Origin of the sequence: Vreelandella hamiltonii (assembly GCF_014651775.1) — a bacterium.
Lineage (GTDB): Bacteria > Pseudomonadota > Gammaproteobacteria > Pseudomonadales > Halomonadaceae > Vreelandella > Vreelandella hamiltonii.
Genome location: NZ_BMXN01000014.1, coordinates 55,981 through 77,481 on the forward strand (window position 1 = coordinate 55,981; position 21,501 = coordinate 77,481).

Below are 21,501 nucleotides of genomic sequence, written 5' to 3' on the forward strand. Positions count from 1 at the left end.
TTTTTAGGATTGTTGGAGCGGCCGCATCATCGGCCAAGGACGCGAGGATAGCGGAGCGCGTCAAACGGGGCTAGCGTGCTCCACCATCAACTGCAGTGCCTCGCGACCGCGCCAGCGGTTGCGGTTGAGCTTGTAGGCACAGTGCAAGGTGTCGCCCACCCCAAACGAAGGCAGCTCGCCTGGCGTCAGGGCGCGAAACCAGATCGCCTTGCTGGTCACCGCTCCCATGGAAAGCTCCATCATCAGATGCGAGCCTTCGGCTCCCACCGGGCGCAGCGCCTCAACGATGAAGCGCCCTTCGAACAGCGGAGGCTCGAACTCCCGGCCATAGGGGCCCAGGGTCTCGATCTCTTCCAGCGTGGCCAGGCTAAGCTGGGCCGTCGACAGCTCGCCATCGGTCCATAGGCGAGGATAGAGCGGCATGTTGCCCAGTTGCTCGCCGACGGCCTGCAGAAAGGCCGCTTTGAAGGCCGCCAACTGCTCCCTGGGCACACCGACCCCTGCGGCACCGCTGTGCCCACCAAAGCGCGGCAGCGCCTCTGGTGCCAGCTCGAAGGTTCTTTGCAGCGCGTCGCGCAGGTGCAGGCCATCGATGGAGCGGCCAGAACCGGTCAGCATGTTGGGTGCAGCGGCCCGCGTCAGTATCAGCGCCGGACGGCCATAGGCCTGTACCAGGCGAGAAGCGACGATCCCTTGCACGCCGGGGTGGCCGTCTTCCAGCAGCACCACGATAGCGGGCTCGTTGGCCTCCAGAGCCGCGACCGCCAGCGCCTTGGCTTCCTCGGTCATGTCGGCTTCGATGGCCTTGCGCGATTGATTATCCTGATCCAGCACCTCCAACTGCCGATTGGCGACGCCGTCGCTCTCGGCCAGCATGAAGTGCAGCGCCGCATAAGGGTCGTCCAGCCGCGAGCGGGCATTGATGCGCGGGCCCATCTGAAACGCCAGGGTTTCGGCGTTGAACGGGACGCTGTCGGCTCCCAGCCGAGCGGCCATGGCGCGCCAGCAGGCCGCATCCATGCGGTTGATCAGGGTCAGCCCATGGCTGACCACCGCTCGGTTGGCAGGGCTGCCCCCCAACGAGACGCAGTCGGCCACCGTGCCCAGGGCCACGTAGGAGAGCCAGGGCGAAAGCTTGGGGGTAGCATCCGGCAGCGCGCCCCACTCCACCAGCACGCTACGGGCCAGTGACATCAGTAACCACGCCACCATGCAGCCCGCGATGGTTTTATCCGGATAGCGACAGTCGCTGCGGGTGGGGTTGACGCAGGCGTAGGCCGAGGGCGGCGGGCCTTCCAAGGGCAGCGCATGGTGGTCGCTGACCACCACGTCGATCCCCGCCGCTTTCAAGCGCGCGATACGCGGCTCATCGGAGCTGCCACAGTCGGCGGTGATCACCAGCGTGGGCAGCGGCTTCAAGCCGAGCGTACGCTCCACCAGCGGCAGGCTGATGCCATAGCCATCGTGAATACGGTGGCCAATCAGGCTGTGCAGCTTATGCTCGGGCACGCCAAACAGCTCGACCAGAGTACGCCGGATAACCACATGAGAGGTGATGCCATCGACATCGTAATCGGTCAGGATGCCGATGGATTCGCCTTCGGCGACGGCCTGGGCGATACGTTCCGCGGCGCGCCGACCATCGGCCAGCTTCTCAGGATGCACCAGATAGCGCAGGCTGGGCGACACCAGCGGCGTCAGCTCGCCGGTGTAGCCGGGCAGCCGCGACGCCAACAGGCGTGCCTGCAGCTCGCTTAGCCCTTGCGCCTGGGCGCGCATGTAAACAGCCTCGTCCAAGGGACGAGGCTCGAGGCGAGGGTGACTGGCTGAGAGGGGTGACACTGTCGTCATGCCACCTCAGCGACGGTTGTCGGCAACGAACTGCTGCACCGCACCCAGCTCCGCCGGCAACACGGTGTAGCGCTCTTCACGCTCCAGCAGGTCGTTCATGTGCGTGGGTAGCGGCACGCCCTGGAAGCCCGCCTTGACCACGGCTTCGGCAAATTTCGCCGGGTGGGCCGTGGCCAGGGTGATCATTGGCGTGGTGGTATCCAGGCGCGCCCGCTCCGCCGCGCGATAACCGGTGGCGGTGTGGGGGTCGAGAATCTCACCCGTGCGGTGATGGGCTTCGCGAATGACTTCCAGAATCGTGGCGTCATCCACGCTGTAGCTGGCGAATTTCTCCCGCAGCTTGGCCAGCGGCGCATCGGCCAGCGCCGTGGGCTCCTGCTGGAAGCGCTCCAGCAGGGCGGCCACGGCGTCGCCATCACGCTCGTAGGCATCGAACAACAGGCGCTCGAAGTTGGACGACACGACGATGTCCATGGAAGGCGCCAGCGTGGCAGCCAGCTCCTTTTTGGAGAAGTCGTTGGCCGCCAGGGTACGATGCAGAATGTCGTTGGCATTGGTGGCAATGATGAACTGCTTCACCGGGAGCCCCATCTTGTAGGCCATGTAGCCCGCAAAGACGTTGCCGAAGTTGGCCGACGGCACACAGAAGCTCACTTCCCGCTGCGGTGCGCCCAGCGCTACCCCGGCGGCCACGTAGTAGACGATCTGGGCCATGATGCGCGCCCAGTTGATCGAATTCACCGCCACCAGCCGAGTGCCGTTCAGGAAGCCCTGGTTGGCAAAGCTGGCCTTGACCATGGCCTGGGCATCGTCGAAGTTGCCCTCGATGGCCACGTTGAACACGTTGTCTGCCAGTACCGTGGTCATCTGGCGACGCTGCACTTCCGACACGCGGTTGTGAGGGTGCAGAATGAAGATATCCAGGTTGTCGCAGTGGCGACAGCCCTCGATGGCCGCCGAGCCGGTATCCCCGGACGTGGCGCCCATGATCACCGCACGCTCGTCACGCTTTTTCAGAAAATGATCCAGCAGCCGCCCCAGCAGTTGCAGTGCCACGTCCTTGAACGCCAGCGTGGGGCCGTGGAACTGCTCCAGCAGGAAGTGGTTGGCGTCGAGCTGCTTCAGCGGCAGCACCGCGTCGTGGTTGAACGTGGCGTAGGCATCGGTGACCAGGCCATGGAACGTCTCGTCGTCGATCTCGCCGTTGACGAAGGGCTTCATGACCCGGAAGGCGATCTCGGCATAAGAGAGCCCGGCCATGCTGGCCAGCTCTTCACGGCTGAAGGTCGGAACGGTTTCCGGCACGTAGAGGCCGCCGTCGCTGGCCATGCCGGTGAGCACGACTTCCTCGAACGAGAGCGCGGGGGCCTGACCGCGAGTACTGACGTAGCGCATGCTCACTCTCCTTCGTCCAGGGCTTCCACACGAATGCGGGTGACGGGGCCTGCGATATCGGCCATGGCCTCGATTTCGCGGATCGCTGCGTTCATCTGGCGCTCTTTGGTGCGGTGGGTCAGCAGAATGATCGGCACCAGCTCGCCTTCGGTGGCTTCTTTCTGGATCAGCGCTTCGATGGAGATGCCCTGCTCGGCGAGAATCGTCGCCACCCGCGCCAGCACACCAGGACGGTCCACTGCCAGCAAGCGCAGGTAGTAGGCCGTGGTGATCTCTTCCATGGGCATGATCGGCAGCTGGCTGACGTCTTCGTCGATGCCGCTGAACGCCAGGTAAGGCACTCGATAGTGATGGTCGGTGGCGATATCACGCGCCACGTCCAGCAGGTCGGCCACCACGGCCGAAGCCGTCGGCTCGGCACCGGCACCGGCGCCGTAATAGAGCGTCGGGCCCACGGCATCGCCCATGACCGCGATGGCGTTTTTCACCCCGTGGACATTGGCCAGCAAACGCTCTTTTGGAATCAGCGTGGGATGCACCCGCAGCTCCAGCCCTTGATCGGTACGCTTGGAGATGCCCAGGTGCTTGATCACATAACCGAGGTTGTCGGCTTGCTCCACGTCTTCGGCGGTGATCCGCGAGATGCCTTCGGTAAAGGCTTTTTCAAACTGCAGCGGCACGCCATAGGCGATGGAGGCCAGAATGGTCAGCTTGTGCGCCGCATCGATGCCTTCCACGTCGAAGGTGGGGTCGGCTTCCGCGTAGCCCAGCGCCTGGGCTTCGGCCAGCACGTCTTCAAAGGCACGGCCCTCGTCCCGCATGTGGGTCAGGATGAAGTTGCCGGTGCCGTTGATGATACCGGCCACCCACTCGATACGGTTGGCACCCAGCCCCTCACGCAGGGACTTGATAACGGGAATGCCGCCAGCCACCGCCGCCTCGAACGCCACGATCACGCCCTTTTCGTGGGCCGCGCGGAAGATCTCGTTGCCGTGCACCGCGATCAGCGCCTTGTTGGCCGTCACTACGTGCTTGCCATTGGCAATGGCCGTCAGCACCAGCTCACGGGCGATGTCGTAGCCACCGATCAGCTCGACGAGCACGTCCACGTTGGGGTTGTTGGCCACTTCGAACACGTCGGTGGTGGCGTTGATGCCGGTAATATCGCAGTCAGCATGAATACTGCGGTGAGCGACCTGTTCGATGACGATGGGACGGCCCGCACGGCGACTGATATCGTCCGCATTACGCGTCAGCACGTTGAACGTGCCACCACCGACCGTACCTAGCCCACAAATGCCTACTCTTACCGGTTTCAAAATACTTCCCCTTTCGTGTTGGGTGCCCTTGGGCACCGCCTCGTGATTCAGTGTCTCAGCGCTATGTTCGTCACTCGGGTGACGTTATTCATCTTCCAAGCCTAACATGGCCACCAGCCGCTCGGCAGGCACAAAACCCGGCACCATCTGGCCGCTGGGCAGCACGATGGCAGGGGTGCCTTGAACCCCGAGCGCCTGGCCCAGCGCATACTGCTCGGCCACCGGGTTGTCGCACCGCGCACTGGCGCCAATGGCCAGCCGCTCCTTGGCCTGATTCATCGCTTCGCTGCGATTGTCGGAGCACCATACCTGCTGAAGCGTTTCCGCAGCGGCACTGCTCATGCCCGCGCGCGGGAAGGCCAGATAGTGTACCGCAATCCCGCGCTCGTTGAGCTCTGGAATCGTCTCGTGAAGACGCTCGCAGTAGGGGCAGGTAGGGTCGGTAAACACGATGACCGTTGCCTTGGGCTCACCGACGCCGCGAAAGATGACACGTTCGTCTTCGGGGATGGCGGCCAGCGCCTCCGCCCGCTGCTGATTGCGCGACTGCTCGGTCAGGTTGACCAGCCCATTATCGGCGTTTTCAAACAGATCCCCCACCAGAAAGTGGCTGCCATCAGCATTGGAGTAGAACGACTCACCGCTCTCCAGGCGCACATGGTAGATGCCCTCCATCGGCGTGACGCTGACCTGCTCCACCGGCATCGGCTGGCCATTGACACTCAGGCTTTCGGCCAGGCGGTCGGCCGTGGCGTCCGCCAGGGCCAGCGAGGGCAGCAGGCTGATTGCCAGCACCCACCAGGGGGCACGGGACGCTACACATTCAGGCATACGTTGACGCATTCTTTTCTCAACCTCTTGGATGGTGGTCGGCATGCAGCTGCTCCAGGCGCGCCTGGGCGACGTGCGTATAAATTTGCGTGGTCGATAGATCGCTATGACCCAGCAGCAGCTGTACGACACGTAAATTGGCACCATGATTCAATAAGTGGGTGGCAAACGCATGACGCAGCGTATGCGGCGACAGTGGCCTCGAGATACCGGCCGTGATGGAGTGGGCCTTGATACGGTGCCAAAAGGTCTGGCGGGTCATGGCACGGTCACCCCGACCGGGAAACAGTGCAGGCCGCGTCGGGTCCTGCATCAAGGCAGGTCGCGCCGTGCGCAGGTAGCGCTCCAGCCACTCGGCAGCCTCTTCTCCCATGGGCACCAGGCGATCCTTGTCGCCCTTGCCTCGCACCCGCACCACCCCTTGGCGCAGGTTCACCGCATCGCCGGTCAAACCCACCAGCTCGGAAACCCGCAACCCACAGGCGTACAGCAACTCCAGCATGGCGCGGTCACGCACGCCCAGCGGCGTTTCGATGTCCGGCGCCAGCAGCAGCCGCTCCACTTCGTCTTCTTCCAGCGTGTTGGGCAGGCTGGGGCGCACCCGTGGCAGCGCCACGCGGGCCAACGGGTCGGCATCGATATGCCCGTACAGCCGCGCCCAGCGATAGAAGCTGCGCAGCGACGACACCAGGCGCGCATTGCTGCGCAGCTGATACCCCTGCTCACGGCGCTGGTCGAGCCACACGCCCAGGCGGTCCGGCGAGGCCGTCAACAGCGTCTCGCCCTCCTCCGCCAGCCACTGCTGCCAGGCCGTCAAGTCTCGACGGTAGGCCGCTAGCGTATGGTCACTGGCGCCCTGTTCCAGCCAAAGGGCGTCCAGATAGGCATCGATAATGCTCATACGCAAACGGTCTCACGGTAGAACGATAAACAAAAACCCCGCTCCGCAAAGCGGTAACGGGGTTTTCCGTATCCGAGCGCCAGGCGCCCGTGAAAGCGTGGCGATTAAACCAGCTTTTCCTTGATACGTGCAGATTTACCGCTACGCTCACGCAGGTAGTAAAGCTTGGCTTGACGAACGTCACCGCGACGCTTGACTTCGATGGAGTCAACCAGCGGGCTGTAGGTCTGGAAAGTACGCTCAACGCCAACACCGTGAGAAATCTTGCGCACGGTGAAAGCGGAGTTCAGGCCACGGTTACGCTTGCCGATGACCACACCTTCAAACGCCTGCAGACGCTCGCGAGTACCTTCTTTTACTTTAACCTGAACGACGATGGTGTCGCCCGGTGCAAAAGCAGGAATCTCTTTGCTCATTTGCTCGGCTTCGATCGCCTGGATCACCTTGTTCTTGCTGCTCATCTTCATGCTCCTAAATAACGTAGTGGCTTGCCGCGCAGTTGTGGAAGGGGCAAACCGTGATCCCGGCGCTCGAAGCGAGCCACGCGGGAGTCGTTATGGGTGACACAGGTGCGTTGGCCAACGCCTTCGCCCTGCACCGCCGCCATCCTCTAAGGTGTCGTTGTCGACACGACAGACGAGGCGTGTTCCTCGATGAACTCATCCAGCAGCCGTTGCTGCTCGGCATCCAGGGTACGTCCGCTCAGCAGGTCGGGTCGACGCTGCCAGGTACGCCCCAGAGACTGCTTCAACCGCCAGCGCTTGATGGCGGCATGGTTACCGCTCAACAGCACGTCCGGCACTTTGCGCCCGTCGATCACTTCCGGGCGAGTATAGTGCGGGCAGTCCAGCAGGCCGTCGTTAAACGAGTCCTCGATAGCGGAGTCCTGATGACCCAGTACACCGGGTATCAGCCTTGCCGCTGCGTCGATCAGCACCATGGCCGGCAGTTCGCCGCCACTGAGCACATAATCACCGATCGACCACTCTTCATCGATGTCACTCTCCACCACACGCTCGTCGATACCTTCATAGCGTCCGGCAACCACCACCAGGGGTCCTGCGGCGGCCAGCGCCTGAACTCCCTGCTGATCGAGCTTGCGCCCCTGGGGCGACAAGTAGATCACGGTGGGCGTCAAACCGGTTGCCTGCTCCGCGCGCTGGCGGGCATCGGCAATCGCAGCCCTGAGGGTATCGACCTTCATCAGCATGCCGGGGCCACCCCCGTAAGGGCGATCATCGACACTGCGATGGCGGTCGGTGGCGTAGTCGCGTGGATTCCAGAACTCCAGGGCAATCTGCTGCTTCTCGACGGCTCGACCGATCACACCCTGCTGGGTAATCGCATCGAACATGTCAGGGAACAGCGATACCACGCCAATCCACATGGCGGGCGCGTCTGTCGCACTTTCCACGGGTGCCGGTGAAGTCATCGTCGCATCCGTTTCCGTTCGTTCCGTCAAAGCGTTCTGGCTCATCAAAACTCGGGGTCCCAGTCGACGACCATACGGCCCTCTTCCAGGTGGATCTCAACGATCACGTCATCGGGCAGGAAAGGCAACAATCGCTCTCGCTTGTCGATTGCGTCGTCGTCTCCACGTACCACCATGACATCGTTTGCGCCGGTCTCGAACAGGTAGCTGACCCGTCCCAGCCGCTCGCCTGACTGAGTAAAGACCGCGAGGCCCTCGAGCTCATGCCAGTAATACTCATCGTCGGAAAGCTCGGGCAGTGCGTCCTTGGGCATCAGAATGTCCGCCTGGGCCAGCGCTTCGGCCGCCGTACGGTCATCGACCCCTTTCAGTTGCACAACCAGTCCCTTGCCTTGCCGACTGCCCTGAACGACGCGCATGGGGGTCAACGTATTACCTTGACGCACCCACCACTCAGGGTATTCCAGAATGCTGTCCATGGGATTGGTATAGGAGTAGACCTTCAGCCAACCTTTGATCCCGTGAGGGCTGGTCAGCTTACCAAGCACAACGTGCGTGTCGTCAGTCGGGCTGGTTTCAAAACGCGTCATTGACGACCACTCCACAACAGCATTGATGAACGGCGATATCTCACACAACGCTCAGGCTTACGCCTGCTTGCGTGCTTCCTTGACCAGCTCGGCAACACGACCAGACAGCTGGGCGCCTTGGCTCTGCCAGTGAGTCACACGGTCCAGATCAACGCGCAGACGCTCTTCCTGACCACGGGCAACCGGGTTGAAGAAACCGATACGCTCGATGAAACGGCCGTCACGGGCGTTGCGAGAGTCGGTCACGGTCAGGTGATAAAAGGGACGCTTCTTGGCGCCACCACGTGCCAAACGAATGGTAACCATACGATAACTATCCTTCGGTTGAGGTTACGCGAGTGGGGCATAGCGCCAATGCGCTATCAGAACACTCGTCATACTGTTTTCTTGGTGCTCCTGCCTCACCAGGGCTTGCGAAGCGCTTGCCTGGCCCAGCAGAGGGCACCTTCAGGACCTTCATCCATGGAATATCGCCCAGTGCCAGAGCACTTTTCAGCAACACCCAAACATGAAGAGGCCGCATTCTACGCAAATGCGACCTGCTTGGAAAGCCTGACAGCCAGAAAACTCACAGGCCGTCAACCTTGCAAAGGAGCATCAGGCGGGCTCAGCGCCAGGGCAAACCACCCGGGCCACCCATTCCGCCCATGCCTCCCATACCGCCGGGGCCACCTGGGCCGCCGGGGCCTTTACCGCCCATCAGGCCAGACATGCCACGCATCATCTTCTGCATGCCGCCCTTCTGCCCGGCTTTCTTCATCATTTTCTGCATCTGCTTGTGCTGCTTCAGCAGCCGGTTCAGGTCCGGCACCTGAAGTCCGGCACCTGCCGCGATGCGGCGCTTGCGCGAACCGTTGATGATATCGGGCTTGCGGCGCTCTTTGGGCGTCATGGAGTTGATCAGCGCCTCCAGCTTGCCCAGCTCCTTTTCTGGCCCGGGGCCTTGGGCCATCTCTGCCATCTGACCCATGCCCGGCAGCTTGCCCAACAGGCCGCCCATGCCACCCATTTTCTTGAGCTGCTGGAGCTGGTCGCGGAAGTCTTCCAGGTCGAAGCCATCGCCTTTCTTGACCTTGCTGGCCAGCTTCGCGGCCTTGTCCTTGTCGACGGTGCGCTCGGCTTCTTCGATCAGCGACAGCATGTCGCCCATGCCCAGAATGCGCGAGGCTACTCGATCGGGATGGAAGGGTTCCAGGGCATCGACCTTTTCACCCACCCCCATGAACTTGATCGGCTTGCCGGTCACGTGGCGCACCGACAGCGCGGCACCGCCACGGGCGTCACCGTCGGCCTTGGTCAGAATGACACCTGTCAGCGGCAGCGCTTCATGGAAGGCTTTGGCGGTATTCACCGCATCCTGGCCGGTCATGGCGTCGACGACGAACAGCGTTTCCTGGGGAGCAATGGCTTTATGCAGCGCCTGAATTTCGGCCATCATGGCGTCGTCGATGGCCAGGCGGCCAGCGGTATCTACCAGTACGACGTCATGGAACTGGATCTTGGCATGCCTGATGGCTGCCGTGGCGATATCGACCGGCTTCTCGTCGGAGCGCGATGGATAGAAGTCGACCTGCACCTCTTTGGCCAGGGTTTCCAGCTGGTCGATGGCCGCAGGGCGATAGACGTCTGCCGAAACCACCAGCACTTTCTTCTTTTCGCGCTCGCGCAGGTAACGGGCCAGCTTGGCCACCGAGGTGGTCTTGCCCGCGCCCTGCAAACCGGCCATCAGCACCACGGCAGGAGAGCCTTTCAGGGAGAGACCTTCATTGGCCTCGCCCATGATGGCTTCCAGCTCCTGCTGGACGATCTTGACGAACTGCTGACCCGGCGACAGGCTCTTGGAGACTTCCTGGCCTACCGCACGTTCACGCACCCGCTCGATGAACGCCTTGACCACGGGTAGCGCCACGTCGGCTTCGAGCAATGCCTTGCGCACTTCTCGCAGCGTGTCTTTGATGTTGTCGTCGGTCAGGCGCGCCTGACCCTTGATAGACTTCAGCGTCTGGGATAGACGCTCGCTCAAATTCTGAAACATGGGGCCTCTGCCTCCGTCGCTGTCGCCGGGAGTCCTCACCGGACGAATGTGGCGCCGATTATACGCGCTCACGCCGCGAGTCTCCATGGCCGCGAGCGTTGGCTAGCCATGACTGTGCGACGCTGCCATGATTCGTTATAGTAGCAGTACCGCTCTGGAAGGAGCGGCAGTGACCGGGCCCTGCGGCGTTTTGCAGAAACGTTTGGCCGGTCGCCACGTTTACCCCATGACGCGCTGCCAGGCGCACGGATAGCATCATGCAGGCGCTACCTTTCGCCACGATTGCCTTTGTACTCTATGTTGCTGCTGCCATCTGGCAGGGCATGACGCTGTTTCGCCGCGTGCCGCCACGCCAGGGCATGGTGCGCCTGCTGGGCACCCTTGGCCTGCTGCTGCATATCCCCGTGGTGGTCAAGCTGGTGGGCGCCGCCCCTGGCCTGCTGCCGGGCTTCACCACCAGCGCCACGCTATTGATGGCCGTGGCGGTCAACGTGGTGCTGGTGGCCAGCCTGTTCAAGCCCGTCTTGAACGCCGGTATCGTGCTGTTTCCGCTGGCGGGCATCGCGCTCATCGTCGCCACCTGGCTACCCAGCCAGGGGAGCCACAGCGGCTTGACCCCCGGCATTCTGCTGCACGCGGTCAGCTCTGCCCTGGCCTTCGCCGTGCTGGCCATCGCTGCCGTGCAGGCGGTACTGGTGGGGCTGCAAAATCAGGCCCTGCGCCATCACCACATTCGCGGCATCGTGCAGTCACTGCCACCGCTGACCACCATGGAGCGGGTGCTGTTCGAGCTGGTGTGGGCGGGCATTCTGCTGCTCACGGTATCCATCGCCAGCGGCCTGATCTTCCTGGACAACCTGTTTGCCCAGCACCTGGCCCACAAGACCGTGCTGTCGCTGGGGGCCTGGATCATCTTCACGACGCTGCTGGTGGGCCGCTACCGTTTCGGCTGGCGTGGCATGCGCGCGGTGCGCTGGACCCTCGGGGGCTGCGCCCTGCTGCTGCTGGCGTATTTCGGCAGCAAGTTCGTGCTGGAAATCCTGCTGAATCGCTAAGCGCTCCTTGACACGCTACCCGCATGACTCTACAAATCGAGCCTGACACGCCATAAAGGAACATTCGACTTGAGCGACGACTTCCCCCTGGGGTTACTGTTCGGCCTGCTAGCCTTGCTGATTTTACTGTCTGCCTTCTTCTCCAGCTCCGAAACGGGCATGATGTCGATCAACCGCTATCGACTCAGCCACCAGGCAAACAGCGGCGACCGCCGTGCCAAACGGGTCATGCGCCTGCTGACACGTCCCGACCGCCTGATTGGCGTCATCCTGATTGGCAACAACTTCGTCAACAACCTAGCCGCATCCATCGCGACCATCATCGCCATTCACTTTTTTGGCGATGTCACGGGCCCGGCCATCTCGACAGCATTGCTGACCATCACCATCCTGGTCTTTGCCGAGGTCACGCCCAAGACCTACGCGGCCATCAAGCCCGAACGCATCGCCTACCCCACTTCGATGGCCCTGGAGCCGTTGCTCAAGCTGCTCTACCCGCTGGTATGGCTGGTCAATGTAGTCTCCAATGGACTGCTGAGGCTCGTTGGCGTGAAAAGCGTCGACAACGGCGGTGACAGCCTGACCCGCGACGAGCTGCGTACCGTGGTGCATGAAGCAGGCACCCTGATTCCTTACCGCCACCGGGCCATGCTGCTGTCGATTCTGGATCTCGAAAACGTCACGGTGAACGACATCATGGTGCCGCGGCATGAAGTGCTGGGTATCGATCTGGATGATTCCCTGGAAGAGATCCTGACCCAGATCCGCACCAGCCAGCATACTCGCTTGCCAGTCTATAAAGGTGATATCAACAACATCATCGGCATGCTGCACCTGCGTAACGCAGCGCGCTTTTTATCCCGCGATGAAGTCACCAAGGCCGCCATCGTTCAGGAAGCACGCGAGCCCTATTTCATTCCCGAGTCGACACCGCTGCATACCCAACTGCTGAATTTCCAGAAACAGAAACGGCGCATCGGCATCGTCGTCGACGAGTATGGCGATGTGGAAGGACTGGTCACTCTGGAAGACATTCTGGAAGAGATCGTCGGCGAGTTCACCACCGACGTGTCCGAAGACGAAGAGATTCATCAGCAGGACGATGGCAGCCACGTCATAGAAGGCACGGCCAATATCCGCGAGATCAACAAGATGCTGGGCTGGCAACTGCCCACTGACGGTCCGAAAACCCTCAACGGGCTGATTCTCGAACATCTGGAATCTTTCCCGGACGGCCCGGCCTGCCTGCAGATAGGCAATACGCGGATGGAAATTCTCGAGATTCGCGACAACCTGATCACTTCCGCCCGCTGTTGGCAGAAGCTCCGCCTGCCGCGTCGTTGACGCGGCTAACGGTGCGCGATGTCGCTATCGGCCGCTGCCTTGAGCGCTCTTACCCGAGTCTCCAGGTAGCGCCGCAGGGCAACTCCCTCCACCTCTTGCACGGCAATGGGCGGGCCAAAGTGCAGGCTGACCGGCGCCCTGAACCGCGACGGCCACTTCTTCAAGGCTTTTCCGCCGTGATGTGACGTCCACGAACCCCACAGCCCGGCCAGCCCGGCAGGGATCACCGGCACGTTGTCACGAGCCAGAATGGTCTCCAGCCCACGGCGAAAGGTGTGAATCTCGCCATCGGGGGTCAAGCGCCCTTCTGGAAACACCATGACCACGTCGCCGTCGCGCAGCGCCTTGCTGACCTCGTCCAGCGTGCGCCGCAGCGCGCCGGGGCTATGGCGCTCCGACTCGATGGGAATGGCACCTACCAGTTGAAACCACCACTTGAGCCAGCGGGACTCGAAGATGGGCTGGTCCATCACGAACCGCAGCGGTCGGGGGCTGGCGCCTCCCAGCACCAGAGCGTCCATGAAACTGACATGGTTGCACACCACCAGCGCAGCGCCTTGTTTCGGCACATGCCCTTGCCCATGCACCGTCAGCCGATAGCAGCCACGCATGGCGAGATAGATCAATCGACGTAGCAGGCGGCGAAGCGCCTTCACCCCTCCTGTCACGTCACCGCCTCCCGGTGCCGCAATCCGGCCAGAACCGTGCTCATCAACTGGTCCAGCAACTCATCGACCTTCAGCTGCTGCCCCTGCCAGTAGCCAAGCCGTTCATTCAACCCCAACTGCACCAGGCCATGCACACTTCCCCACAGCGTGCGCCCCAGGCGGCGCGCTTCGAGGTCGTCCAGCGCGGGTTGGTACTGTTTCAGTGAGGTTTCCACTTGGGTAAACAGCGCCTCGATGAGATCGCTTTGGCGCTGATCCAGCTCACCCTCCTGGGCCAGCGGATAGTCGAACAACAGCTGCCAGCGGTAACAATCCTGCTCGGCAAAGCGCCAATAGGCATGCGCCAGAGCACGCAGCCAGGGTTCAGGGTCATCGGCCGCCAAGCCGGTAATGGTCTGCTGCAACCGGGCCAGGGTCTCAACGTTGACATGCTGCAACAGGTTATTGAAGCTGCCATATAACTTGAGCAGGGTACTGGGCGCACAGCCCACTTCTCGGGCCAGGGCACGCAGTGATAGGCCATGAACTGGCTGCTGAGCCAACCACTCATCACAAGCGTGCATGACCTGCGTATGGAGGGCGTCGGGCGCATGCTGTCTGGGACGGGCCATGGCGATCTCTTAGGGTCAACGGCAAACAGGAAAGATTGCCTCATCGCGCTTTAGCGAGAGCAAGGACTACGATAGGATACCTTACATCGAACACTGTTTTCGACACTAAAACACGACATTTAACGTATTCACACCGCTTACACCGTTTTGACCTTGCCCAGTGGCAGTCAAGCGACCGCGTTGCACTCGAGGAGACCGCATGACGGGACGCCTACACGTACAGCGCTTACCGCTCGCTCGTCTATTGCCAGCGCTGGCCTCGGCGGCGCCGCTGATCGAGTCGCCGAACATGGCCCCGCGCCAGCCCGTCTCTGCCATTCGCATGGCGCAGGGCCGCATGACGCTGGCACCGCTGTTCTGGGGCCTTACCCCCCCTTGGCTGAAAGTGCTCGACCACGCCCCCCACTGTGCCAGGGCCGAAACCCTGAGCAAACGCGCCATGTTTCAGGAGGCGTTCAACGCCCGGCGCTGCGTGATCCCGGTGAGCGGCTTTTATGTCTGGAAGCCCCAGGCGCGCAACAAGCAGCCTTATCTGGTGACCCACGTGCAGCGCGCGCCCCTTCTGCTGGGCGCCCTCTGGTGCCGCTACCACACCACCTTGACGACCTTTACCGACTCGACGGCCTTGATCAGCGTGCCGGCCAATGCCTGCCTGTCACCGCTGACCGATCGCCTGCCGGTGGTGATCGCCCCCGAAGACGTATCGACATGGCTGGACCCGAACACCGACCCCGACCAACTGACACCGCTATTGATGCCGGCCCCTCTGGAACTGTTGGGCGCTTTTCCGGTATCAAGGCATGTGAACAACCCTGCCTTTCAGTCACCCTCCTGCGCGCATCCCGTTGGGCCCATGCTGCGCTGGACCGTGCCACAGGAGCTGTAATGCTGCGACTCATCCCTGCTTACCCGCCGCGCCTTGCTGCGCGGCACATCGTCCTTGGCCTGTCTACAGGGCTACTTTGGGGGGCTCTGCCCGGCGCCTGGGCCGAAGAGAGCCCTATTACCGACGTCGTGACCCCCACCGTCAGCCCCTTCGACGAGCGTGACTACCGGGTACTGACGCTGGAAAATGGCCTGCAGGCGCTGCTGGTCAGCGATCCCAATGCCGACAAGGCGGCGGCCTCCATGAACGTGCGGGTCGGCAGTGCACAAGACCCGGAAGACCTGCAGGGGCTGGCGCACTTCCTGGAACACATGCTGTTTCTGGGCACCGAACCCTACCCCCAGTCGGATGCCTACCAGCGTTTCATTTCCGATAATGCGGGCTCCCACAACGCCTTCACTGCCCAGCAGGACACCAACTACTTCTTCGATGTCGCGCCCTCGGCACTGCCCGGCGCCCTGGACCGCTTCAGCGAATTCTTCCTCTCACCGCTGTTCAATGCCGACCAGCTGGAGAGCGAACGCAATATCGTCCACTCCGAGTACATGGCGCGCATACGTGACGAATCGCGGCGCGAGAACGACGTCCTGAACCAGTTGCTCAACCCGGCGAACGCCACCACCGGCTTTGCCGTGGGCAGCCGTGACACCCTGGCCAGCCCGCCAGAGGGCGAGGCCACGCTGCGCGAAAGGGTGATCGACTTCTATCATCGCTACTACGATGCCAATGTGATGAACCTGGCCGTGGTCGCTCCCCAGCCGCTGGACGAGCTGGAAAGCCTGGTGGTCGAGCGCTTTGCCGAGATCCCGGATCACGGTCTCAGCGTGCCGGTGATCGATGCACCGCTGGTGGATTCGGACACGCTCCCCCGCTATATCGAGCGTCAGTCACTGCAGGACCGCCGCCAGCTGCGCTTTTATTTTCCGATCCCAGACCCCACGGACGAATACCGCACCAAGCCTACCCAGCTCATGTCTCACCTTCTGGGTGACGAGAGCGACGGCAGCTTACTGGCCGTGCTCCGCCAGGCAGGATTGGCCGATGGGCTGTCGGCCGGCGTGGGCCGCGGTGACGGCAACGACGCTCTGTTCACCGTCTCCATCAGCCTGACCCCCGCCGGGGCCGAGCGGCTGGACGATATCGAGGCTACCCTCTTTGCCGCCATCGAACAGATCCGCGAAGAGGGCCTGGCCGAATGGCGCTATGAGGAACAGCAGCGGTTGAGCGAGCAAGCCTTCCGCTTCCAGCAGCACGGCGCGCCCCAACAGGAAGCCACGCGCCTGGCCATGAGCCTTTCGCGCTACCCCGTGGAAGACGTGCAGTACGCGCCGTATCGTATGGATGGCATGGATAGCGAGCGCCAGCAGGAGTACCTGGATGCGCTGACGCCTCAGAACATGCTGCGTTTCTACTCCGCCCCGGATATCGAAAGCGAACAGGTCTCGCCCTGGTTCAACACCCAGTGGCGCGAGCAGACGCCCGCCCAGCCGGGCCGGGCCCTGGAGGGCCTGGCGCTGGCAGAACCCAACCCCTTCATTGCCGAAGACCTGACGCTGCAACCCGGCCAGGACGAGCGCCCCTCCTCGCTCATCGACACGGAGACCTTTGCCGCCTGGCACATGCAGGACAGCCGATTCAACACGCCCAGCGTCGAATGGCGGGTCAGCCTGCAGCACCCCAGCGCCAGCTACTCAGCCGAAGAAGCGGTGCTGACACGTCTGCTGGCCAGCTGGCTGAACGACAGCCTCAACGAATCGCTCTACCCCGCCTGGCTGGCAGGGCAAGCCTTCAGCGCCTACCCCCATGCACGCGGCATCACGCTGTCGTTCTCGGGTTGGCGGGATGGGCAAACGCCGCTGATCGAGCAGGCCATTGCGCAGCTCCAGCAGGCCGACATTTCGGCAAGTGCCTTCGAGCGCGTGCGCTACCAGCTGCAACGCGAGTGGCGTAATGCACCGCAGGCATCGCTCACCGGACAGGCCAGCCGCGCGCTGGGCGAAGCCCTGCTGACCCCGCAGTGGTCCAGTGCCGAGCTGCTGGAAGCAAGCCAGCGCCTGGAGAAACAGCACCTAGACAACTTCCGGCGCCGCTTCCTGGGCAATCTGTACATCGACGCCATGGCCGTGGGTAACCTGACCGCCGACCAGGCACGGGAGCAGGCCAGTCTGATCCGCGGCGCCCTGACGCCACGTCTGAGCCGTGACGACATTCCCACCCTGCAGCCGCTGCGGGTGGCCGATGAATCCACCACGCTACAGCCTCACAGCACCCGTGAAGAGTCGCTGGTACTCCGCTACCTGCAAGGGCGAGATCAGAGCCTCGAAGAGCAGGCACGACTCAGCGTCCTGGCACAGTGGCTGGATACGCCGTTCTACCAGCAGCTGCGTACCGAAGAGCAGCTGGGCTATATCGTCAATGCGGGCTACTCGCCGCTACTGGAAGCACCGGGGGTTGCGCTGATCGTGCAGTCGCCCGATGTGGATAGCGCCACGATCGCCGAGCGTATGGATGACTTCTTGCACCAGGCGCAAGCGCGCCTCGAGGCGCTGAGCGATGAGGAGCTGGCCGCGCACCGTCAGGCCGTGCACGACCGGCTGCGCCAGCGGGACACCAGCCTGCAGGGCATGGCCAACCGCTACTGGCAGGCCACGGCGCTGGAAGAGATTCGTTTTGACCGCCGCGAGCGGCTGGCCGAGCTGGCTCTGGACGTTACCCCGGAAGCGCTGCAGACACTGTGGCCCGAGCTGCTCGGCCATCGTCTGGACATCCGCTTCGACCCAGGTGACGCGCCCAGCGACATCACGGCCTACCGAAACGCACGCGCCTCCTTCAACGAGCGCTAGCCTTCCACCCCGCTCAGGCGTCGAACGCCTGGGCGGGCATCATGGCCTCCACGTACATCACCAGCTCTTCCAGTATCTGCCGCTCATGGTCACTCAGCGACTGCTGATTGTACCGTTCGATTTCTCGGGCAAACGCTTTCAAGGTAAACCCGGATAACGCCGGATCGTTCATGCGCATCCAGCGAAAAGCTTCCCACTGCTCACGCTCATCGCCTTCCAGCGTTTCCGGATAGCTACGGGCGCGGAAACGGAACAGCATCTCTTCCAGACGCGGGTCCTGAAAGGCAAAGCGCTGGCCCACCAGATCCCACGGCTCCATGGCCAGCACGCTTTCCATCTGCTGGCGGTCTGCCGCCGAGAAAAAGCTGCCGGCGTACAGCATCAGGTCAGGGTCCTGGGGCGATGCGTCATGCTTGGCATCAAACACCTCTCTGACCTTCTGGGCCACCCCGGTGGCAGCGCGCAGGGTTTTCCAGTGCCCTCGGCAGGCCGCAATATCGACGCCCAGCCGAGCAGCAATCGCCCCGTACTCTCCCTTGTGCTCACCCTCGATATCCTTGAGCACCGTGGCTGGAAAGACCACCGGGCAGCGGTTGATGTGAATCACCTTGAGGGGAATACGCGCCTCGCCTTCAGAAAGATCCTGCTGGCTGACGAACACCCGCTCACGAATCTGCTCGGCACTCAATGAGAGCAGGTCGTCCGGTGCCACGCTCAGGTCATAGACGATCACCCCGTTGGGGTTGGTGGGATGCTCGGCCAAGGGCATGACCAGGGCGCTACAGCCACGACTGGCCGGGTAGCGGCGCGAGATATGCAGCAGCGGCTTGGCATTCGGCAAATCCAGCTGCTGGGCCACCGCCCGTTTGCCGCGCAGGCCCAGCAAGTAGTCGAACAGCTTGGGATTACGCGTCTTGAGCAATCTGGCCAGGGCAATGGTGGCACGCACATCGGCCACCGCATCGTGGGCCCCTTCATGGGCAATGCCGTTGGCCGCCGTCAGATGCTCCAGTTTGAAGCTGGGTGCGCCATCGTCACGTAGCGGCCACTCGATACCCTCCGGGCGCAGCGCGTAAAAAGCCCGTACGACGTCGATCAGGTCCCAGCGAGAATTGCCGTTCTGCCACTCACGGGCATAGGGGTCGAGCAGGTTACGATAAAACAGGTGGCGGGAGACTTCATCGTCGAAGCGCAGGCTGTTGTAACCCGCGACACAGGTGCCCGGCTCGCTCATGGCGCGCTGTACCTGCTGGGCAAACTGGGCTTCCGGCAGCCCTTTGCGACGGGCTTTCTGAGGCGTGATGCCGGTAATCAGACAGGCTGCCGGATGCGGCAGGTAGTCGTCGGCGGGCTTGCAGTAGAGCTCGATGGGATCGCCGATTTCGTTGAGCTCGGCGTCGGTGCGCAGTGCCGCAAACTGGGCAGGCCGATCACGGCGTGGGTCAGCACCGAAGGTCTCGTAGTCGTGCCATAGAAAACTGGCCGGGGCGGCATGGGATGGCGCCATGAATGCATACTCCCTTGAGCGAAATCCCCCACCCACAGGCAACGCCCATGCGGGTCGGGTGGGAACAAAAGCTCAAGACTAGCACACCCACGACGCCTATCGCCGCTACATCGCCCAGCCTCTAGCTCTTGGGCAACGTCACGTTCAGCTCCAGTACCGAACAGTTGTCTTCACTGTCCAGGGAGATTTGAATGGCATCGTCATCCACGTGCACATAGCGGCGGATGACTTCCAGCAGTTCGCGCTCAAGCAGCGGCATGTAGTCTGGCTGACCACGCTGGCTACGCTGATGCGCCACGATGATTTGCAATCGTTCCTTGGCCACCGAGGCGGATTTCTTGCGCTCACGCTTCAAGAATTCCAGCAGTTTCATCGACGACTACCCCCAAACATCCGGCTCAGCAATCCCTTGCGCTGAAGCTCATGAAAACGCAGCGGCATCTCTTCACCCAGCAGCCGAGACACAGTGTCGGTGTAGGCTTGCCCAGCATCACTGGCCGCATCGTGGGTCACCGGCACCCCCTGGTTGGAAGCGCGCAGCACCGCTTCGGATTCCGGAATCAACCCCAACAGGTCGATGGCCAGAATCTCGCGAATGTCTTCCAGCGTGAGCATGTCGCCCGAGGTCACACGCGACGGGTTGTAGCGGGTGATCAACAGGTGCTCCTTGACCGGCTCCAGCCCCTGCTCGGCACGCTGGGTTTTCGAGCCCAACAGGCCCAGAATACGATCCGAATCACGTACCGACGACACTTCGGGATTGGTCACCACGATGGCTTCGTCAGCAAAGTACATGGCCAACTGGGCGCCACGCTCGATACCTGCCGGGGAATCACACAGGATGAAGTCGAAGTCTTCCTTCAACTGCTCCAGGATCTTTTCCACGCCTTCCTGAGTCAGCGCATCCTTGTCGCGGGTTTGCGACGCGGGGAGGATAAACAGGTTCTCTACCCGCTTGTCACGAATCAACGCCTGATTCAGACCAGCCTCTCCCTGGATCACGTTGACCAGATCGTAGACCACGCGACGCTCGCACCCCATGATCAGGTCCAGGTTACGCAGCCCCACATCGAAATCGATCACTACGGTTTTCTTTCCGCGCAGTGCCAGGCCCGTCGAAATCGCCGCAGCGCTGGTAGTTTTACCGACCCCCCCTTTACCAGAGGTCACCACAATAATTTTGGCCAAGAGTCACTTCCTTCTTGAAGTCGTTTATGGCGAGCGCCGTGGCGCTATTCACCTAACGGGAACATCAATGTCGTCAAAAGCGGTACTGTAACGGATCGCGAGGGCGGCGTCGCTAGGCAGAAAACATCAGCCTCTGCCCGGCGGTTCAGCCACTCGGCTCAGTCCAAAGGTTTGATATCCAGCTGTTCCGCGATGAAATGCACCTCAGCTGCCCGCCCCAGCAGTTGAGAGTCGATATCTTCCAGACGCTTGTAGTTGCCCGCCACAGACAGCAGCTCGGCTTCCAGTTCCCGGCAGTAGATGCCGGCATCGGTATTGCCATGAATACCTGCCAGGGCACGCCCTCGCAAGGCACCGTAAATATGAATACTGCCTGCCGCCAATACTTCGGCGCCTGCGTTCACCGCGCCAATCACGATCAGGTCGCCTGCGGCAGAGCTTACCTGCTGCCCGGAGCGCACCGTCCCTCTGTAGAGGCGCGTAACCCCCGGCACTTGCGTGGGCTGAAGCGCTTCTTCCTCATCTTCCTGGGTTGGTTCAGCCAGCGGCGCGACGCTTTCCAACGCCCTTGCACGCCCCTCTTCTACCGGGGCAAACCAGCCCAGCCCCAGCGCCCAGGCAGACTGGCGGATCGGCTCGGCGCCTCCGCGTACGGCCACGGGCAACAGCTTGTGATCGCGACATACGGCACAGATACGCTCCAGCGCCAGGTGCGGCTCATCGAGCTTTTCCACACTCAACACAACCGGTGTATGCTGAAAGAACGCGGGTGATTGCGACAACTTGCCTGCCAACTGACGCCGGATGCGCTCCGGATCAGCACTGGTCAACTCCATGACGGTCATCGGCAGCATGCCGCCTTTGAAGGTGAAGGCTATGTCGGCACTGTTGGCGTTGAGGCTCATGGCCGAACTCCATGTCTTGTTCAGGTAAAATAAGGGTAGCGCAATCTCGCGCCTTGGGTTGTGATTGACTGGAAAACTCACAACCATAGGGCAAAGCTAAGCGACAGCGACGATGACTGCAACCGCCTACTCATCGATGG

Annotated in this window: 20 protein-coding genes; 4 read left to right on the forward strand and 16 right to left on the reverse strand. The window is 62.2% G+C overall.

Annotated elements, in window-relative coordinates; translation table 11 throughout:
* Positions 1 to 60: 60 nt before the first annotated feature.
* From IE091_RS12375 to ffh, 10 genes are all read right to left on the reverse strand, one after another.
* Positions 61 to 1,779: a single-stranded-DNA-specific exonuclease RecJ gene (locus tag IE091_RS12375; protein WP_422822529.1), complete on the reverse strand. Its 1,719-nt coding sequence runs from the start codon at positions 1,777 to 1,779 to the stop codon at positions 61 to 63.
* 78 nt (positions 1,780 to 1,857) lie between these two features.
* Entirely contained in the window at positions 1,858 to 3,246 is a 1,389-nt protein-coding gene (thrC, locus tag IE091_RS12380; protein WP_039183383.1) for a threonine synthase, read from the reverse strand.
* A gap of 2 nt (positions 3,247 to 3,248) precedes the next feature.
* On the reverse strand, positions 3,249 to 4,565 hold the full coding sequence (locus tag IE091_RS12385) for a homoserine dehydrogenase (RefSeq protein ID WP_039183386.1): 1,317 nt from the start codon (positions 4,563 to 4,565) through the stop codon (positions 3,249 to 3,251).
* Positions 4,566 to 4,649: 84 nt separating this feature from the next.
* Complete coding sequence (locus IE091_RS12390) at positions 4,650 to 5,408, reverse strand: DsbC family protein (RefSeq protein ID WP_227407516.1); 759 nt, start codon at positions 5,406 to 5,408, stop codon at positions 4,650 to 4,652.
* A 7-nt stretch (positions 5,409 to 5,415) separates the two neighbouring features.
* Positions 5,416 to 6,297, reverse strand: coding sequence for a site-specific tyrosine recombinase XerD (xerD, locus tag IE091_RS12395; RefSeq protein WP_189463765.1), 882 nt, complete (start codon positions 6,295 to 6,297; stop codon positions 5,416 to 5,418).
* A gap of 104 nt (positions 6,298 to 6,401) precedes the next feature.
* A complete protein-coding gene (rplS, locus tag IE091_RS12400; RefSeq protein ID WP_039183391.1) occupies positions 6,402 to 6,758 on the reverse strand; it encodes a 50S ribosomal protein L19 in 357 nt (118 codons plus the stop codon).
* A 149-nt stretch (positions 6,759 to 6,907) separates the two neighbouring features.
* Positions 6,908 to 7,684 (reverse strand): tRNA (guanosine(37)-N1)-methyltransferase TrmD, encoded by a 777-nt coding sequence (gene trmD / locus IE091_RS12405; RefSeq protein WP_039183457.1) that lies wholly within the window; start codon positions 7,682 to 7,684, stop codon positions 6,908 to 6,910.
* A gap of 89 nt (positions 7,685 to 7,773) precedes the next feature.
* Positions 7,774 to 8,319, reverse strand: coding sequence for a ribosome maturation factor RimM (gene rimM / locus IE091_RS12410; RefSeq protein WP_016915997.1), 546 nt, complete (start codon positions 8,317 to 8,319; stop codon positions 7,774 to 7,776).
* 57 nt (positions 8,320 to 8,376) lie between these two features.
* A complete protein-coding gene (gene rpsP, locus IE091_RS12415; protein WP_009098555.1) occupies positions 8,377 to 8,625 on the reverse strand; it encodes a 30S ribosomal protein S16 in 249 nt (82 codons plus the stop codon).
* A 301-nt stretch (positions 8,626 to 8,926) separates the two neighbouring features.
* Positions 8,927 to 10,354, reverse strand: a complete 1,428-nt coding sequence (ffh, locus tag IE091_RS12420) for a signal recognition particle protein (RefSeq protein ID WP_189463766.1) — start codon at positions 10,352 to 10,354, stop codon at positions 8,927 to 8,929.
* Positions 10,355 to 10,611: 257 nt separating this feature from the next.
* Between ffh and IE091_RS12425 the strand changes: the two genes are divergently transcribed.
* Together IE091_RS12425 and IE091_RS12430 are read left to right on the forward strand one after the other, a co-directional pair.
* The gene (locus IE091_RS12425; protein ID WP_096921549.1) at positions 10,612 to 11,409 is read left to right on the forward strand and encodes a cytochrome C assembly family protein; all 798 of its coding nucleotides are present in this window, start codon (positions 10,612 to 10,614) and stop codon (positions 11,407 to 11,409) included.
* Between the two features lie 69 nt (positions 11,410 to 11,478).
* On the forward strand, positions 11,479 to 12,753 hold the full coding sequence (locus tag IE091_RS12430; RefSeq protein WP_039183401.1) for an HlyC/CorC family transporter: 1,275 nt from the start codon (positions 11,479 to 11,481) through the stop codon (positions 12,751 to 12,753).
* Positions 12,754 to 12,758: 5 nt separating this feature from the next.
* On the opposite strand, the gene IE091_RS12435 is transcribed toward IE091_RS12430, so the two are convergent.
* Positions 12,759 to 13,421: a 1-acyl-sn-glycerol-3-phosphate acyltransferase gene (locus IE091_RS12435; RefSeq protein WP_039183404.1), complete on the reverse strand. Its 663-nt coding sequence runs from the start codon at positions 13,419 to 13,421 to the stop codon at positions 12,759 to 12,761.
* Positions 13,418 to 14,032, reverse strand: a complete 615-nt coding sequence (locus IE091_RS12440) for a TetR/AcrR family transcriptional regulator (RefSeq protein WP_039183407.1) — start codon at positions 14,030 to 14,032, stop codon at positions 13,418 to 13,420. Before IE091_RS12440 ends, IE091_RS12435 begins: the two co-directional genes overlap by 4 nt.
* A gap of 199 nt (positions 14,033 to 14,231) precedes the next feature.
* Between IE091_RS12440 and IE091_RS12445 the strand changes: the two genes are divergently transcribed.
* Together IE091_RS12445 and IE091_RS12450 are read left to right on the forward strand one after the other, a co-directional pair.
* Positions 14,232 to 14,918, forward strand: coding sequence for an SOS response-associated peptidase (locus IE091_RS12445; RefSeq protein ID WP_096921550.1), 687 nt, complete (start codon positions 14,232 to 14,234; stop codon positions 14,916 to 14,918).
* Entirely contained in the window at positions 14,918 to 17,761 is a 2,844-nt protein-coding gene (locus tag IE091_RS12450; RefSeq protein WP_189463767.1) for an insulinase family protein, read from the forward strand. Before IE091_RS12445 ends, IE091_RS12450 begins: the two co-directional genes overlap by 1 nt.
* 13 nt (positions 17,762 to 17,774) lie before the next feature.
* Here IE091_RS12450 and sbcB read toward each other — a convergent pair whose 3' ends face one another.
* The 4 genes from sbcB to minC all read right to left on the reverse strand — a co-directional run bounded on the left by sbcB (position 17,775) and on the right by minC (position 21,361).
* Positions 17,775 to 19,268 (reverse strand): exodeoxyribonuclease I, encoded by a 1,494-nt coding sequence (gene sbcB / locus IE091_RS12455; RefSeq protein WP_189463768.1) that lies wholly within the window; start codon positions 19,266 to 19,268, stop codon positions 17,775 to 17,777.
* A gap of 121 nt (positions 19,269 to 19,389) precedes the next feature.
* Positions 19,390 to 19,641, reverse strand: coding sequence for a cell division topological specificity factor MinE (minE, locus tag IE091_RS12460; protein ID WP_016915987.1), 252 nt, complete (start codon positions 19,639 to 19,641; stop codon positions 19,390 to 19,392).
* Positions 19,638 to 20,456 (reverse strand): septum site-determining protein MinD, encoded by an 819-nt coding sequence (minD, locus tag IE091_RS12465; RefSeq protein ID WP_144984735.1) that lies wholly within the window; start codon positions 20,454 to 20,456, stop codon positions 19,638 to 19,640. The genes minE and minD overlap by 4 nt, the downstream gene beginning before the upstream one ends.
* Before the next feature lie 158 nt (positions 20,457 to 20,614).
* A complete protein-coding gene (gene minC, locus IE091_RS12470) occupies positions 20,615 to 21,361 on the reverse strand; it encodes a septum site-determining protein MinC (RefSeq protein ID WP_039183424.1) in 747 nt (248 codons plus the stop codon).
* Positions 21,362 to 21,501: the final 140 nt, after the last annotated feature.